This window comes from Blautia sp. HCP28S3_G10 (genome assembly GCF_052065235.1).
Lineage (GTDB): Bacteria > Bacillota > Clostridia > Lachnospirales > Lachnospiraceae > Blautia_A.
Genome location: NZ_JBQHUL010000023.1, coordinates 1 through 17,211, shown reverse-complemented (window position 1 = coordinate 17,211; position 17,211 = coordinate 1). Strand labels below are relative to the sequence as shown.

Genomic DNA, 17,211 nt, shown 5'->3' with positions numbered 1-17,211 from the left:
GAGGACTGAACATGAATATAGGTGTATCAGAAGTAAGCCCACGTGCAATCCAGCAAGTGGCAGAAAAAAAATTCAAAGGCGGTTACTACTGCTGTGAAGCTCTGATGAGCGCTATCAGAGACGAATTCAAACTGGACGTACCGGAAGAAGTAGTCGCAATGGCTTCCGGCATGGCAGTCGGAGCTGGCAAATCAGGCTGTGCCTGCGGCGCATTCAACGGCGGAATTCTTGCTCTTGGAATGTTTTTCGGAAGAACCGCTCCGAACGGCCCAACAGATCCGAAAAGCATTAAATGCATGGAGCTGACCCACGAACTCCATGACTGGTTCAAAAAAGCAAACGGCAAAAATGCCATCTGCTGTCGTATCCTGACAAAAGAATTCAATATGGGACAGGGCGAACATAAAGAACAGTGTATTTATTATACTGGATTATGTGCATGGAAAGTAGCTCAGATCGTCTGTCGTGAGCTGGGCATCAAAAGTCTGGACGAAATCGATGAACCGGCTGAAAGACGTACAATTGCGGAAATCTGATTTCACCACAAAAACATGTCAAACAACAGGGAAAGGATAAACCAATCATGAAAGATACTATCAAAAAAGTTCCAATCCCGCTGTGCGGAGTAATGCTCGGACTGGCGGCACTTGGAAATCTTCTGCAAAGTTACTCAGAAGGTATCCGATATTTCTGCGGAATCCTGGCAGCATTTTTACTGGTGCTCGTTCTGCTGAAACTGATCATGTTCCCCCAGATGATAAAAGAGGACATGAAAAATCCCATCATGGCAAGCGTTTCCGGCACTTTTCCCATGGCATTGATGCTTCTCAGCGTTTATGTAAAGCCTTTTATCGGAAAAGGAGCTTATTACATCTGGCTTCTGGCTGTCTGTCTGCATATAATCCTGATCATATATTTCACAGCAAAGTTTCTGTTGAAATTACAGCTGCCAAAAGTCTTTGCCAGCTATTACATTGTTTATGTAGGAATCGTAGTAGCTTCTGTCACAGCACCGGCCTATGAAAAAACAAGCTCCATCGGCACTTATGCATTCTGGTTTGGTTTTGTGACCTTGATTCTGCTTCTTATTCTTGTAACATACAGATACATAAAATTCAAAGAAGTTCCGAACCCGGCCAAACCGCTGATCTGCATTTACGCTGCACCAACAAGCCTCTGCATTGCAGGTTATGTACAGTCAGTAACACCAAAATCCTATGCATTCCTCATCGGAATGCTGGTTGTGGCAACTGTGATCTACCTTTTTGCACTGGTCAAAGCAGTCACATATCTGAAAATGCCATTTTATCCAAGTTATGCAGCCTTTACATTCCCATTTGTGATCAGTGCCATCGCCTCCAAACAGACCATGGCCTGTGCTGCAAACCTCGAACACCCTATGCCATTTATGCAGTATATAGTACTGATTGAAACAGTCCTTGCAGTTGTTTTTGTTGCATATACATTTATCCGCTATATGGGATTCCTGTTCGCAGGTAAAAAATAATATATATAAACAAACAATTCCCCAGGGCAAATACTACTGTCCTGGGGAAAAATATCTCATATTCACTTTTGTTTCAAGCCATCCATATACTTGTGCCGCTCACCTTCTATCTTTTTATCTGTCTTTCTGCACTCTTCCATTCCAGAATGGCATTTTTCACCCGTTGGTCAATATCCAAACGTGCACTCCAGCTCGAGGTTGTTGCGGCATAAATCACTATTTTGTTAGCTGAAATATTGAATTTTCAAGGTACAAATCCCATTTGAGGTATGGGAAGTCTTAGTTATTTATCTATAATTTTTTCTATTCAATCCTGCATTTCTTTATCATTAGAATGGACCAATACCAACGATTTGCAAAACAACTAATATTACTGCCCCCATGGCCATCCATATCCATAACAAACCTTTAAAGAACTTAAACCATTGACCAAAGGTCACATTCCCTGCCTCCAAAAATCCCACAAGGCCACTGTTATATGGAAGTACAAAGTTCGTAAAACAGTCACCAAATGTATATGTAACACTCAATAATTGCTGATTAATCCCAAGTACCTTGCAGACAGGTCCCAGAATTGGCAGAAGAAGGGGCATCTTTCCATTTAACGAAGGTACAAAAAGATTTACGATAGCAACAGCAATCATAATTCCCACCGGTGCAAGGATTACAGGCCAGGAACCAAGTCCCTTACACAAATAGAAAATAATCGTATTAATGATATTTCCACTGGAAAGAATGTTAGTTACAGATGTCGCCATACCAATAATCATATAGGTGCTGGTAAGAGCTTTTACGCCAACCACAAAACTTTTGGAAATTTCAGTAAAACTGGCTTTACCGATTAATCCACAGACTATTCCCATTACAACAAAAATTGCTGCAATTTCGTAATTTCCCCAGTTAAAGGAAAGCCCGCCGTAAATCATCAAAGCAAACAATCCTACCATAATTATCATTACAAGTGCATGTCCCGCTGTGACCTTAGGATATTCCGTTACTTCAAATGCAGAAATCTGCTTTCTTCGTTCCTCACTCATATTCGAAACCACACTGGCAGATGGATCTTTTTTTACTTTTTCTGCGTACCGAATCAGATACAGGACTGTTACCAGATAAAAAATCATCATAATAGCAAATCGATACTGCACACCCGAGTATGCAGGCAGTCCCAGCATACTCTGTGCTGCTGCTGTGCCAGGAGCAATCGGTGCCCCAACAGCACCTACCACTGTTGCCAAAAGCACCATAGCTGTACCAGTAAAATCATCATATCCCAAAGCAATAGCCAGAGCAATACACATTGGTGTAAAGGGAATAAATACATGAGGAATTACTGCACAGGATAAAAGGGTGAATATCAAAGAAACAATCCATAATGCTTTCTTCCCGTTCCCTTTGGTCTTTTCTAAAGTAAGGCCAATAATTGCATCAACTGTGCCCGTTTTGCGGATAACCTCAAATGCCCCTGAGCCGGCTGCAATCAGTACAATTATCCCAATCGACTTTTCGAATGCTTTTGTAATCATCAACGGAATTTCCAAAAAACTAATCGGCGTCCTGGGTATATTGCGGAATGTTGTAATATCAATAATTTTATTCCCTGCTTCATCCACTGTTTCTGCAAACTCTCCAGCTGGAATAATAAAGGTCAAAATAACAGCAAATATAATAATAAGAAGAACAGTTACTAGCGGGTCCATTCCCTGTTTTCTTTTCGCATTTTTTCCCATAAAAGGTTCCTCCTTGATTACATCGAGAACAGCAATTAAACCTCCAGTTCGGTAATCTGTACATACTGCTGCCCAGCGTGCATATCACGTTCATATTTCTGTCCCTGAGGCAGTTCTCTAGGATAGGAAATCTTAATTACATTTAAGTCAGGAATATGAAACAATTTCACTTCTTCCGGTCGAACATTATAAACTTCTGCCACCTTCTCTGCTGTAATATTTTTTGATGCAGAAAGCTTATCAAATACCGTTTTTTCTCCGCAGAAAATATCAACGGTTACCATAAACGGCCCTGCGTTTTTCGATCTTACATAATATGCGGTTTCTCCAATTGTTGCCATTATGCATTTCCTCCTTTTCCATTAACCTCTACCATCGTTGTCCGCAGCAATTCAAACGGATCATCCATTTCTACCACATGATAAAGTTTAAACTCATAAATCTTGCCTTTCACTACTTCTGCCGGTGAAAATGGAAATGCAAAAGAAGGCGTAGGACGATTTTTTTCCACCTCAAAATGAAGCAGCAGTGGATTCATTACCTTTGCAATCTGTGTCGCCAGTTCCTGTTCATCTGCTGTTACCGTCAGCAGCACACCAATTTCATTCGGTACATAACCTTCCGGCACATCACCTCCGTATACAGCATTATATCCATAAGGACGAAGAGAGAAAGAATACCGGGTACTATCATAGCCTAACCGTTCAAGTTTATTCTGGGCATAAGCTCTTAAGTTTTCCAGCCAACCCAGCGGATTTTTCATAATAATCCGATCTCGGATACCAACCAGAGTAATGGTCTGATAACCTGCCGGACCAGCTCCCTCAAGCTTCATCGTATAAACATCAGATTTTGTAATGGAAGATTTTTCCACTCGTACACGACCATTTTCCAACTGTATATAGACTGCTTTGCTGGTATCAATAACAACTCCAGGCTCAACCAGATGGAAGGGATCCGAATTTTCATAAAGCAGATGTGCCGATACGGTATAAGGGGTACAAATACTGTCTGATGCTGTAGCTTCAACCTCAAAACCTGTTTCATCCACAGTCATAAAGATACCGCCATTCTGCGGATTTGTGCTGCATAACGGTCCACATTCACATACTTTAGCCCCATGCCATGCCGCAGCTTCACTGCACCCTTTAATAATCGGCATACAGGCCAGAACTGCTGTATCCGTCGCCCGACCGCACAGTACAATATCAGCTCCATCATTTAAGGCTTTAATAAATGCTTCTACACCTGCCGCAGCCACAATATGGGAACAACTGTCCAGAATTTCTTCGCTGACTTCCACTCTTGTTCCTAATGGCTTAATTTTTCCATTTCTCAGTTTCTCCTTCATTACATCAATGGATTGTTCCGTATAAATTTTTGCAATCTTTGCCGAAAATCCCTCTTCCTCCAAAATCTCCCTGCAGATTTCCTCCATAAAGTCCACGCCTTCATCTACGCCGCAGGTGCCGCAACTTCCGATAGTAATAGGAATATTATGCTGATGAGCTGCTACAATCATCTTCTTTGTATCCTCTTTTAAGGCTTCCCTTGCATACTTACACTTTCCATTGCCCAAGTAATATGGGCCGGAATCGGTTGAGCCTGCATCTACCGAAATAATATCCGGGTTCAATGCCATTCCATTTTCAAAAGCTTCATCACTAATACCCGTACCTAATGCGCCATAAGGCACAAACACCTTGCATACATTCATCGTTATTATCCTTTCTAAGCTTATTTTGCTGCTAATTTTAATATACTTCCGGCTTTAATGGAAGTAATCTGATATTCACTCAAATGATGGAGCAGCGGATAGGTTTCATTTTTGGTTACATTTTTCAGTTCAATAGTGTTTTTCTCCAGATTCTCCAGTAAACCTGAAATTTCCAAACAATCCCCCTGTTCAATCCTGCCATAGTCTGCTTCATTCTTAAATTCCAGAGGCATAATCCCGAAATTTGCCAGGTTCTGACTGTGGATTCTTGCAAATGAAATAGCAATAACTGCTTTAATTCCCAGATATTTCGGTCCAAGTGCTGCATGTTCTCTGCTGGAGCCCTGGCCATAGTTCTTTCCTGCTATGATAAACCCACCCTGTTTTTCTTTGCAGCGGCTGGCAAATGAAGTGTCAATTCCACTAAATACGTACTCAGATATTGCCGGAATGTTGGAACGGTATGCCACAATCTCCGGAAGCGCCGGAATAATATGATCCGTAGAAATATTATCCTCAACTTTAATTACCACTTCTCCTTTTATCCTATCTGGTAGTTCAGAAAATTCAGGAAGGCCTTTGATATTTGGCCCTTTAATAACCTCCACTGCCGAACCGTCTTCTGCCGGAGCAAGAATCATACGGTCATCAATATGATATTGTTCTGGTTCCCGGTAGTCCTTTAAGACTTCAGATGCCTCTTCTGCTGTAGAAAGCGTTCCTTTCAGGGCAGTCATTGCTGCTGTTTCCGGACTCACCAGATAAACTTTTGCATCCTTCGTTCCTGAACGGCCTTCAAAATTACGGTTATTTGTGCGGACTGAAATTCCACCGGAACATGGTGACTGCCCGCCGCCTCCGCATGGCCCGCATGTAAGTTCAAGAACTCTGGCTCCTGCATCAATAATATTATTCAGCCAGCCTTCCTCCGTAAGCATATGCAGTACCTGCCTAGAAGCAATACTTACGCTGAAACTGACATCAGGATGTACCTGTTTTCCCTTCAAAATTTTTGCAACACTAACCATATCATGATAGTTGGCATTTGTACAGGAACCCACCCATACCTGATCAACCTTCATCTCTTTTAAATCTGTTACCGGCACAACGCGATCCGGCATATGAGGCTGGGCAACAAGAGGTTCAAGTGTGCTTAAATCAATCTCTATGTACTCATCATAATCACAGCCATCTCCTGTTTTCAGTTCAATAAAACATTCTTCTCTGTTTTCTGCTTTCAGGAAACGCCTTGTCTGCTCATCGGACGGAAATACAGAAGTCGTAAGGCCAAGTTCTGCTCCCATATTACAAATGGTCGCCCTCTGGGGTACGGTAAGGGTTTCTACCCCAGGCCCGCTGTATTCAAAAACTTTTCCCACTCCACCTTTTACGGAACAGCGCCGAAGCAGTTCAAGAATAATGTCTTTTGCGGCAACATAGGGCTTTAATTTTCCAATCAGACAGACATTTACCACCTTGGGCATCTTGACATGAAATGGTTTCCCTGCCATCGCTAAGGCAATATCCAGACCGCCGGCACCCATAGCCAGCATCCCTAAAGCTCCACCATGGGGAGTGTGGCTGTCTGAGCCAAGCAATGTTTTTCCAGGAATGCCAAAACGTTCCATATGCAGCTGATGGCAGATTCCATTTCCTGGCCGTGAAAAGTACACACCGTATTTTTCTGCTACGGTCTGCAAAAAGCGATGGTCATCTGCATTGCGGAATCCAACCTGCAGGCAGCTGTGATCCACATAGCTGACTGACAATTCTGTTTTTGCTCTGGGAATCCCAATACTTTCAAATTGAAGATATGCCATGGTTCCTGTAGCATCCTGTGTCAGTGTCTGATCAATCTTTACTGTAATCTCATTCCCGGCAGTCATGCTGCCGGAAACGAGATGTGACTTAATTATCCTTCTTGTCAAATTATCTGCCACGTTATTAACCTCCTCGTTATCTTCGTTATCTCTAATACAAAGATCAGAATTTTAACATTTCCATGAAATCACGGATATTATCGAAGGAATCAATATTCCAGATAGCATCTTTAATCTTTTCTGCCTGCTCCCGTGACATTACACGACTTGCACAGTCAAAATACTTTTCTTCTAACTGCTTATCAGAAATCGGATTGGTAGTATTATCACCAACAGGCTCCAAAACTGTTGTATCATATACAGTTCCGTCTTTCATGGTGATTACTGAACGTCCGCCAGCTTTATGATGCACATTAAAGGTATCCGGATCTGCATGTACATTTACTTTTCCAATTAATTCCTTAATGCCTGCATCCTCATATTTTTCTTTTGTATACTGTTGGAGTCCAACTGCCCGATCAGTAATCGCAACTGCTGTAAGGAAATAAATGCTGTGATCTGCACTCTCTTTGTTAAACGGATATTTCTTTGACGGATCTCCGGTATGCTCAGAAACACGAGTGGAAGCATAGATATCAACCCGTGCAACATCTTCTGGATGAATATCGTTCTTCTTTGTATTTTCCAAAGTAGCAAAGATATGTCCGGAAGCTGTACGGCTTGCAACTACTGGCTTATACTCTGCATCTTCGATGATAAAATGCCCAAGACCATTAATCAGGGTATCAAAATTCAAATCACCTTCCAGAACTGTTTCATTAAAGCCTTTCTCACCTTCAAGAACCCGTACCGGCCCGGTAAACCCTTCCTTTGCAAGCATTGCTGCTAAAATACCTGTATGACAGGAATAGGCGTGACGAATGTTCTTTGCCATGGTATTCACCTCACCTGCAGTATCCAGAATACCCAGAACCATATCGCGACTTCCGCCAATGCCCAGTGCATTTTCCATCTGCTCTACATTCAGCTTCAGGATACGTCCGCATACCAGGGGGCTTACAAAGCTTGCACGGGTATCCATATTCCAGCCTCTGGCTTCCAGAGATTTGTTTTCTATCGAACGAAGGATACGTCCAGAAAGCTCATATCCAAGTACAATATCTACAAGCAGCTCTTTACCGCTGATGTTCTCTGACTCTCCAAGAGAAAGACAGATAGGAATAATCTCACTTGGATGGCTGGCTGCAACCATTTTTCCCATGGGGAACCCGTACCCGTCATTATAGTCCCAGTATCTGGTCATGCATCCATTGGCCAGAGCTGCATACTGCGGTAAGGTCTTTTTCCCGCTGCCGATAATGGTTGCTGTGCCATTTACATTGAAATTATCCAACACTCTCCACATGATTTTTACTGCATCCGCGCCCTTAGCAGCAAAAGTAACACCTAATGTATCCAGAAGTGCACGTTTTGCTTCATGAACCACTTTCTCCGAAAGTTCATCATAATTTAATCCCAGGGAATACTTTGCTAATTTTTCTGCTACATGAACTGCGTTTTCATTGGTTGTGCTCATTAATCCAATCCTCCTTATTCTTTGTTTTTCCTTTGCGTTAATGTGTTGTAATTCTGATTCAAGGCTAACAGAAAAAGCAGTGCTTGTAAAATATACAAAAACTTTAGTACTCAAGGAAAAACAAATATGCAGATTGTTCATTCTTGACAAGCCATGCCAAAGAAGTTATAGTGAAAAACAAGAGGTAAAGGTAATGAACATTAAAGATTTTAGTTATATTGCTGCTGTTGTAGAATATGGTTCCTATTCAAAAGCTGCCGAGGCACTGTATCTTTCTCAGCCATCATTGAGCGCCTATATTCATGGATTAGAAAAGCAATTAGGCATACGTTTTTTTAAAAATGATCGGAGGACTCTAACCTCAGAAGGAAAAGTCTACCTTTCCTATGCCCAAAAGATTATTGATTTGGATACAAAATTGATGACCGATTTAGAACAGATGCAGCGAATTAAAAAACAGAAATTTCTGATCGGAATAACCCCTGGCCGGGCTGATCAGTATCTTGATACCCTGTACTACAGGCTGAACTGTCCAGATTCTGCATCTTCCGTTAATTTTAGCATGGATACATCCCAAAATCTGATTCAAAGAGTTTTATCCGGCGAATTAGATTTCATCTTACTCAACGACCCTATGAACACAAAGGCGCTGTCCTGTCAGACCATATTTACAGATCGGCTACTTTTAGCGGTCAATAAACATCATCCGGTAACACAAAAAGCCTATATGGTTCCTGGCAGCAAGCATCCCTACCTTCCAGCAGATGCTCTTGGTGAACTGCCTTATATCCTGCTCCCAGAAGGTCGGAGTATGCGGACTGTTTTTGATAAATTCTGTAGACATATGAATATCACACCAAAGATTGTACAGGAAGTTTTAAGTATCCGTTCTGCCTGCCGACTGGTATCTCGTGGATTGGGCGCAACATTATTGTTTGATATCCCCCAGGAATTTAGTTATCTTAATGACGAAGCCAACTGCTACTATGTAGATACCGAAGATTTGATGGTGGATTTTGTTGTTGCTTTTGATAAAAAACGTCCCACGGAACGGGCAGGCAGCAAAATCATCAAAGAAATAAAAGACACTGTCAATTCTATGAACTAAAAATTGACAGTGTCACATGGTAAAATTATTCTGTATCGGGTGGAAGTTTTTGAAAAAAATGTTTTGCCAGCAGCATGGAGGGTGGAAAGGAAAGCAGGCAGGCTACAGGATAAGCCTCCTGTATCCCTGCCAAACCTCTGCACCTGGAAAGAATCAGCAGTACAGGTATCATAAATAATCCGTTTCTCATTACACTAAGCAGCAATGCCCCTATTTTTTTCCCTGTACTCTGATAAAGCATTTCTGCCGCCATGCACACAGGAAGAACAAGCTGTGCAAGAGCCTGGAGTTTTAGAGCTCGGATTCCTATCTGAATAACTTTTGGATCATCTCGGAAAAGACGAAGCAGATTTCCCGGCTGAAGCATTACAATAACAGTCAGGAAAATCATTGCCGCTGCTGCAGACAGCAGCGTAACCCGGTAAGCTTTACGGACACGTTCATATTTCCCAGCCCCGTAATTAAATCCACAGACGGGCTGAAATCCCTGTCCAATTCCCAAAGCAACTGCAAAAACAAAAAACATAATCCTTGAGACGATACTCATTGCAGCTACCGCTGCGTCACCATAAATTCCCGCTTCCATATTCAGAAAAATCGTAGAAATGCTGGTAAGGGCCTGTCGGCTCATACTCGGCAATCCGGTAGTAAAAATATCAATATAATCTATAAATCTGTGGCTGATCTTTCTAAATGAAAGTTGGCACTGTGTTTTTCCCCGAAGAAATGGTGATACAAGGATACCAAAACTAATCAATTGTGATAAAGCCGTAGATAACCCTGCCCCTGCAATCTCCATATCCAGAACAAACATAAAGAAAATATCTCCGAAAATATTTAAGACAGCCCCCGATATCATACCGATCATAGCAAACAATGCCTTGCCTTCATAGCGAAGAATAGTATTCATTGCACAGCTGGCAATCATTAACGGCGAAGAGAGCAGGATATATACCATATAAATTTTTGTATAAGGAAGAATGGTTGGAGTACTTCCCAACCAGACAGCTAAAGTATCCAGACACAGCAATCCCCCAATCTCGATAAAGCATCCTATCAACAGTGAAAAGAAAAATCCTGTTGAAACAATAATAGAAGCATCATCGAGCTCCTGCTGTCCAAGTTTTCGTCCCAGAATACTCCCGCTTCCCTGACCGAAAAGAAATCCCACAGCCTGCAAAATAGCCATAAAGCCGAATACAATTCCCACCGCAGCGCTGGCACTCGTTCCCAACTGGCCTACAAAGGCCGTATCAACCATATTGTAAATATTGCTGATCATCATACTGATAATGGAGGGAATTGACAGTTGAATAATCAATCGGGCAACAGGGGACTCTGTCATTTTTTGATAATAGGTCCTACCCTGATCCCTGACATGCTGTTTTAATTCTGCCGAACGCATTACTCCTCTTCCTGCCTAGTCAGTGCATCCGTAAAAGGATAGAGTTTATGTTCCTGAAAACATCCAAGTAATTTATTTCCAATCTCCCGATCCGGATGATAATGAATTCCAAATAGACGCTGCATCTCAGAAAAATACCCCCGCCCAATTACTTCCTGGATAATTTTTTCCGTTTCTTCCACCGAATATACTGTTCTCATTGCCCTTCTAAACTTATTTATGTGCTCGGCTCTGGCATTTTCATTCGAAGGAAGCGGCAATTTTTTTCCTTCATATTTTTCATCAAATGCTTCACAAATCTGTTCCTCATGCAATGCAGGATACTCTCCCTCAAATACCATCAAATCCAAAGAAAGCTTGCGTGGTTTTGAAGTAAGCTTTTTGGGATATCCCATACTTAACAAAAGCACAGGATATGTCATATCCGGCAAATGATACATGGATTTCAGCGCATCGTCGCAGTCCATCACATGCCCGACAAAACAGGTCCCGATTCCATAAAGCCACGCTGCGGTTTCCATCGCCTGTGCACAGAGTACTGCATCATCCCAGGCAATAAAAAAATGATTTGTACTGTAATTTTCAATAAAAGGAGCCTGTCTGCATTTGCTGTACACTGCCAGTTTATGCCAGTCCATTAATACCAAAAGATTAACCGACGCATTTCCGATAAATGGGTAGTGTAATATCTTTGCCAGTTTTTGTGCTTTCTCCCGATCACGCTCAACAATAATGGAATAGGGCTGCAGATTTCCTCCACTGGCTACATTAATTCCTGCCTCCAAAATATTTTTCAACACTTCATCAGGAATAGGTTCAGCCCTGAAACTTCTCACTGTTTGCCGCTGTGCCATCTGCAAAACTGCCTCTTCAAATCTCTTATCTTCCATAACCTGCCTCACTTTCACTAATTTCCTAAACAACTGGTTTCAGCTAAGATATACCATAGATAATTCAGCAAGACAAATATAAATTTCTTATTTACCTATAGAGCTGCCCTATGAAGCTATAGTTTATTTATACTACCTTACGCCCTCTTCATGTTATATACTATACAATATCTAAAACAGACAACCATAAAACATGATGAACCACACACAACTTCACCCCAAAAGAAAGGAGAATTTATTAATGAATCATTATGTGTATGTAGGCTCCCGTACTAGCCGCGAACGTAACGCACACGGAAATGGAATTGAAGTCTATCAAACGAATTACAGCACTGGTCAGTGGACACATATTCAAACTGTAGATGGCCTGGAAAATCCCTCCTATCTGTGCATGGATAAAACAAGGAATTACCTCTACGCTGTTCATGGAGATAAAACCAGTGCAAGCGCCTTTTCCATCGACCATAATAGCGGCAAACTTCAGTTCCTAAATACGGTTGAAATCCATGGGCAAAATCCCGTTTACCTGCTCCCGGATAGAACAAATATGTACATTCTGATTGCCTGCCTTGGAACAGAAAATATCGTTGCTGTTAGCAGAAATGCGGATGGTACGCTAGGAAATGTCGCCTATAATTACCACCTGCCCGGTGCTGAAGAAGGGAAAAATTCCTGTCCTCATCAGATTTTTTATGACAAAGAGGAGAAATATTTAATCGTATCTGCAAAAGGCGGGCGCAATATTACCACAGGCGCAAAACATGGAATTAATGTCTTTACCTTTTCGCCAGAAAACGGGTTTACGGATATTTATAAATTAGGCGGAAGAAACCTAGATGAATGCCGCCATGTTGCCATTCACCCAAATAACCGTTTTGTTTATCAGGTCAACGAACGCCGTAATGTGATTCTTTCCTGTCTTCTGGATAATGAAACCGGTAAATTAACTCCATTCCAGACTTCTCAGACTTTACCGGACAACTGTGCTGATCCAAAACTTATTCTTGCCAGTGGAATTGATATTACAAAAGACGGAAAATATCTCTATGTATCCAACCGTGGCCATAACAGCATTGCCCTTTACCGAGTAGATCAGTTAAGCGGCAAATTGCAGCCTGCCGGTTTTGTTCCTACTATGGGAGATTTCCCGCGTTTCCTTGGACTGGATCCAGAATCACGTTTTCTTTACGCGGCTAACGAACGCAGTGATACCATTGTTCAGTTTGAAATAAATCCTGACGGCAGTTTAACTTACACCGGAAATACCATAGAAACCGGAAGCCCTGTCTGTATTTTGTTTTCAGAGTTTTAAGTTTACCAGAGCATCTGAAATCTGGCGGGAAACCGCCTTTTTTCAGGGTGCGTCCATGACACCAATACTGCTTGCCTTTCGGCTATGCAGCTACTTTTATTATTTCTGGATTTTTTAGTCCGGTTACGGACAGTTCTTTTTGCTTCCCGGATATGGAAAGATATTTCTGCAGGATATTAAATGTGCCTACTGCATCTGCATTGTATCTTACATGGCAGGCTGTGAAACTTCTGGTTGGTCTTGTGTCCCATATCTTTCTCTTTACGGATATTTCGGATGTCCCCCTTTGTATTCAGGAAAATCCTCTTTTGTGTTTTTTATTGCATCTTTATCTGACTTAAGAATAAAAATTTATATTTACCTTTGTTTCAGTCCCTCAGTATATTTATTCCGTTCTTCTTCTGGAATTCCAAGCGCATCCATTGCCTGTTTGACAGTCCATTTCATTGATGCCATCAAATTATGAATCGACTGTAGCTGTGCTTTCTCTATTCCTTTTTTTATTCCTTTCTCCTCGCCAATTTTTATCAGCTTATCTGATTCCAGTTCCAGCACTTTTCCTCCCATGATATCACCTAACCTTTCCTTCACTTTTTTCCTGTCTGCAAATATGTAATCTGCTATCCGTCTGATCAGTTCTATCATATCCCGATAAGCTTGCTCCCTGTCCTAATCCCGGTTCTTTTCGTATCGCATGATATAAAAAGGCAATAAGAAAATCAGCTTCTTCTGAAATATCTCATCTTTAGTATACGCCTGTACATGCACCACCGGCACCTGGTACTCCATTTTTCTTCCATCCGGCATTACCATGACCATCACTAGGAAATCAGGTTCACCTTTTCCACGGAGATACAATACACAGGACTGCGGAAATTCCATATAATATTTTCCGTCTCGATTCTCCGCATGATCCATCGCAATTGAAAAGTCATACTGCACCATCCGTATGATCATCGTCGAGTCCGATGTGCTCTGACATTCGATATGATAAATCAGGTTTCCTATATACAGATTTGAATCCGTGATAATCTCTCCGTCCTCCGTCTGGTGTTCATTCCTTTGCTGAATGATCGGAATGTCTGCCGGGTAATTTTTGTCTTTTTTATTGCAATTTTGACTGCCTGTCTTTTATCTCTATATATTTAATTCTGCAATGCAGAAATTTATCCTTTGTAAAGAAAATCTTACCTTCTTCACCCGCCTCTCCGATTTCTTTTATTGTAACAAAACCCCAGGACAAATACTACTATCCTGGGGGAAATATTAAAATTCTTTCATCTTAGTCGCCGACAAAAATTTCTCTGTAATATCTGTTCGCAACATATCTATAATCACTTTATGAAATTTAACAGATATTTAATTATGCTTAATTGCGCCTTTATTGTGCCTGTCACCTTTTCCTTTCAAACACCCTATGCAATTTATGCAGTATATAGTACTGATTGAAACAGTCCTTGCGGTTGTTTTTGTTGTATATACATTTATCCGCTATATGGGATTCCTGTTCGCAGGTAAAAAATAATATATATAAACAAACAATTCCCCAGGGCAAATACTACTGTCCTGGGGAAAAATATCTCATATTCACTTTTGTTTCAGTCCATCCATATACTTGTGACGCTCACCTTCTGGAATTCCAAGTGCATCCATTGCCTGTTTGACAGTCCATTTCATTGATGCCATCAAATTATGAATCGACTGTAGCTGTGCTTTCTCTATTCCTTTTTCTATCCCTTTCTCTATCCCTTTCTCTATTCCTTTCTCTATTCCTTTCTCTATTCCTTTTTCCTCGCCAATTTTTATCAGCTTATCCGTTTCCAGTTCCAGCACCTTTCCTCCCATGATATCACCTAACCTTTCCTTCACTTTTTTCCTGTCTGCAAATATGTAGTCTGCAATCCGCCTGATCAGTTCTATCATATCCCGATAAACTTGCTCCCTGTCCTGATCCAGCAGCTCCTCTTCCAGATATTCCTCAATATCTGCATATTCCTTTAACATTCCTTCAAGAAACACCGGATCTGTTTCTGCCTGATCCCGGTTCTTTTCGTATCGCATGATATAAAAAGGCAATAAGAAAATCAACTTCTTCTGAAATAACTCATCTTTAGTATATGCCTGTACATGCACTACTGGCACCTGGTACTCCATTTTTCTTCCATCCGGCATTACCATGACCATTTCCAGAAAATCCGGTTCACCTTTTCCACGGAGATACAATACACAGGACTGTGGAAATTCCATATAATATTTTCCGTCTCTCTTCTCTGCATGATCCATCGCGATTGAAAAATCATACTGCACCATCCGTATGATCATAGTTGAATCCGATGTGCTCTGACATTCAATATGATAGATCAGGTTTCCTATACACAGATTTGAATCCGTGATAATCTCTCCATCCTCCGTCTGGTGTTCATTCCTTTGCTGAATGATCGGAATGTCCGCCGGGTAATCCGTCCCAAACACCTCGTTTATTAACGGGATCACCAGCTCCGGCATCTTCTCGATCATTGTCCGAAAGACATCATCAAATATTGTATTATTACTAACTGCCATGAGGCTTTTCCTTTCTCAATAATTATTTTGAATTATCTTCTTTTATATTCAGGAAAATCCTCTTTTGTGTTTTTTATTGCATCTTTGACTGACTTAAGAATAAAAATTTATATTTACCTTTATTTCAGTTCGTCAGTGTATTTATACCGCTCTTCTTCTGGAATTCCAAGTGCATCCATTGCCTGTTTGACAGTCCATTTCATTGATGTCATTAAATTAGCAATCAGCTGCAGCCTTTCTTCCTCTTTTCCAAGCTTTATCAGCTTATCTGATTCCAGTTCCAGCACTTTTCCTCCCATGATATCACCTAACCTTTCCTTCACTTTTTTCCTGTCTGCAAATATGTAGTCTGCAATCCGTCTGATCAGTTCTATCATATCCCGGTAAGCTTGCTCCCTGTCCTGATCCAACAGTTCCTCTTCCAGATATTCCTCAATATCTGCATATTCTTTTAATATTCCTTCCAGAAATACCGGATCTGTTTCTGCCTGATCCCGGTTCTTTTCGTATCGCATGATATAAAAAGGCAATAAGAAAATCAGCTTCTTCTGAAATAACTCATCTTTAGTATATGCCTGTACATGCACTACCGGCACCTGGTACTCCATTTTTCTTCCATCCGGCATTACCATGATCATCTCCAGAAAATCCGGTTCACCTTTTCCACGGAGATACAATACACAGGACTGCGGAAATTCCATATAATATTTCCCATCTCGATTCTCTGCATGATCCATCGCAATTGAAAAGTCATACTGCACCATCCGTATGATCATGGTAGAATCTGATGTACTCTGGCATTCAATATGATAGATCAGGTTTCCTATACACAGGTTCGAATCCGTGATAATTTCTCCGTCCTCCGTCTGGTGTTCATTCCTTTGCTGAATGATCGGAATGTCCGCCGGGTAATCCGTCCCAAACACCTCGTTTATTAACGGGAGCACCAGCTCCGGCATCTTTTCGATCATTGTCCGAAAGACATCATCAAATATTGTATTATTACTAACTGCCATGAGGCTTTTCCTTTCTTAATAATTATTATGAATTATCTTCTTTTGTATTCAGGAAAATCCTCTTTTGTGTTTTTATCGCAATTTTGACTGCCTGTCTTTTATCTCTATATATTTAATTCTGCAATGCAGAAATTTATCCTTTGTAAAGAAAATCTTACCTTCTTCACCCGCCTCTCCGATTTCTTTTATTTTAACAAAACCCCAGGACAAATACTACTATCCTGGGGGAAATATTAAAATTCTTTCAACTCAGTCGCTGACAAAAATTTTTCCACAATAACTGTTCGTAACCTATCTATGTTCGTCTTATAATCTTCAGCATTTTCTATCACCTCTGGATTAACTACTACGTACATATAATTACTGGTGGATCTCACGTAACTAAAGTCACATGCTCCTCAGTCGCTTTAAGCGACAAGGCTAAATATCGGCGGATACGCCTGTAACTTAGGATATTCGCAGTCATGCGCTTTTTTCCATGCCAGATATGGCAGGTCCCCACACCACAGGTAGTCCGCTGTATATCTGCCTGTGTTTATGCTGCTCTTAAGATTTCCATTTCTGAAAA

Annotated in this window: 15 protein-coding genes; 4 read left to right on the top strand and 11 right to left on the bottom strand. The window is 41.2% G+C overall.

What is annotated here, in order from left to right; genetic code table 11:
- Positions 1 to 11: 11 nt before the first annotated feature.
- Positions 12 to 536 (top strand): C-GCAxxG-C-C family protein, encoded by a 525-nt coding sequence (locus tag ACTNB8_RS10415; RefSeq protein WP_441054436.1) that lies wholly within the window; start codon positions 12 to 14, stop codon positions 534 to 536.
- 47 nt (positions 537 to 583) lie between these two features.
- Positions 584 to 1,507 carry a TDT family transporter gene (locus ACTNB8_RS10410; RefSeq protein WP_441054434.1) on the top strand — a complete coding sequence of 308 codons (924 nt, stop codon included), beginning with the start codon at positions 584 to 586 and terminating at the stop codon, positions 1,505 to 1,507.
- A 329-nt stretch (positions 1,508 to 1,836) separates the two neighbouring features.
- Here the strand turns inward: ACTNB8_RS10410 and ACTNB8_RS10405 are convergent, their stop codons facing one another.
- The 5 genes from ACTNB8_RS10405 to ACTNB8_RS10385 are packed head-to-tail and all read right to left on the bottom strand — an operon-like array spanning position 1,837 to position 8,350.
- Positions 1,837 to 3,237: a YfcC family protein gene (locus tag ACTNB8_RS10405; protein WP_441054433.1), complete on the bottom strand. Its 1,401-nt coding sequence runs from the start codon at positions 3,235 to 3,237 to the stop codon at positions 1,837 to 1,839.
- 35 nt (positions 3,238 to 3,272) lie between these two features.
- Positions 3,273 to 3,578 carry a DUF4387 family protein gene (locus ACTNB8_RS10400; protein ID WP_441054431.1) on the bottom strand — a complete coding sequence of 102 codons (306 nt, stop codon included), beginning with the start codon at positions 3,576 to 3,578 and terminating at the stop codon, positions 3,273 to 3,275.
- Positions 3,578 to 4,954 (bottom strand): acyclic terpene utilization AtuA family protein, encoded by a 1,377-nt coding sequence (locus tag ACTNB8_RS10395; protein WP_441054429.1) that lies wholly within the window; start codon positions 4,952 to 4,954, stop codon positions 3,578 to 3,580. The genes ACTNB8_RS10400 and ACTNB8_RS10395 overlap by 1 nt, the downstream gene beginning before the upstream one ends.
- 20 nt (positions 4,955 to 4,974) lie before the next feature.
- Positions 4,975 to 6,894, bottom strand: coding sequence for an aconitate hydratase (locus ACTNB8_RS10390; RefSeq protein WP_441054427.1), 1,920 nt, complete (start codon positions 6,892 to 6,894; stop codon positions 4,975 to 4,977).
- 43 nt (positions 6,895 to 6,937) lie between these two features.
- The gene (locus ACTNB8_RS10385) at positions 6,938 to 8,350 is read right to left on the bottom strand and encodes an MmgE/PrpD family protein (protein WP_441054425.1); all 1,413 of its coding nucleotides are present in this window, start codon (positions 8,348 to 8,350) and stop codon (positions 6,938 to 6,940) included.
- Positions 8,351 to 8,543: 193 nt separating this feature from the next.
- Here ACTNB8_RS10385 and ACTNB8_RS10380 point away from each other — a divergent pair, with 193 nt between their 5' ends.
- Positions 8,544 to 9,458 (top strand): LysR substrate-binding domain-containing protein, encoded by a 915-nt coding sequence (locus ACTNB8_RS10380; RefSeq protein WP_441054423.1) that lies wholly within the window; start codon positions 8,544 to 8,546, stop codon positions 9,456 to 9,458.
- A gap of 25 nt (positions 9,459 to 9,483) precedes the next feature.
- On the opposite strand, the gene ACTNB8_RS10375 is transcribed toward ACTNB8_RS10380, so the two are convergent.
- On the bottom strand, positions 9,484 to 10,863 hold the full coding sequence (locus tag ACTNB8_RS10375) for an MATE family efflux transporter (RefSeq protein ID WP_441054421.1): 1,380 nt from the start codon (positions 10,861 to 10,863) through the stop codon (positions 9,484 to 9,486).
- A complete protein-coding gene (locus ACTNB8_RS10370) occupies positions 10,863 to 11,753 on the bottom strand; it encodes a nitroreductase family protein (RefSeq protein WP_441054419.1) in 891 nt (296 codons plus the stop codon). Before ACTNB8_RS10370 ends, ACTNB8_RS10375 begins: the two co-directional genes overlap by 1 nt.
- Before the next feature lie 193 nt (positions 11,754 to 11,946).
- On the opposite strand from ACTNB8_RS10370, the gene ACTNB8_RS10365 reads away from it, so the two are divergent.
- Positions 11,947 to 13,065, top strand: coding sequence for a lactonase family protein (locus tag ACTNB8_RS10365; RefSeq protein WP_441054417.1), 1,119 nt, complete (start codon positions 11,947 to 11,949; stop codon positions 13,063 to 13,065).
- A gap of 357 nt (positions 13,066 to 13,422) precedes the next feature.
- Here the strand turns inward: ACTNB8_RS10365 and ACTNB8_RS10360 are convergent, their stop codons facing one another.
- From ACTNB8_RS10360 to ACTNB8_RS10345, 4 genes are all read right to left on the bottom strand, one after another.
- Positions 13,423 to 13,710 (bottom strand): hypothetical protein, encoded by a 288-nt coding sequence (locus tag ACTNB8_RS10360; protein WP_441054415.1) that lies wholly within the window; start codon positions 13,708 to 13,710, stop codon positions 13,423 to 13,425.
- A gap of 24 nt (positions 13,711 to 13,734) precedes the next feature.
- A complete protein-coding gene (locus tag ACTNB8_RS10355) occupies positions 13,735 to 14,022 on the bottom strand; it encodes a hypothetical protein (protein ID WP_441054414.1) in 288 nt (95 codons plus the stop codon).
- Between the two features lie 630 nt (positions 14,023 to 14,652).
- Positions 14,653 to 15,627 (bottom strand): hypothetical protein, encoded by a 975-nt coding sequence (locus tag ACTNB8_RS10350; protein WP_441054412.1) that lies wholly within the window; start codon positions 15,625 to 15,627, stop codon positions 14,653 to 14,655.
- 119 nt (positions 15,628 to 15,746) lie between these two features.
- Entirely contained in the window at positions 15,747 to 16,643 is an 897-nt protein-coding gene (locus ACTNB8_RS10345; protein WP_441054410.1) for a hypothetical protein, read from the bottom strand.
- Positions 16,644 to 17,211: the final 568 nt, after the last annotated feature.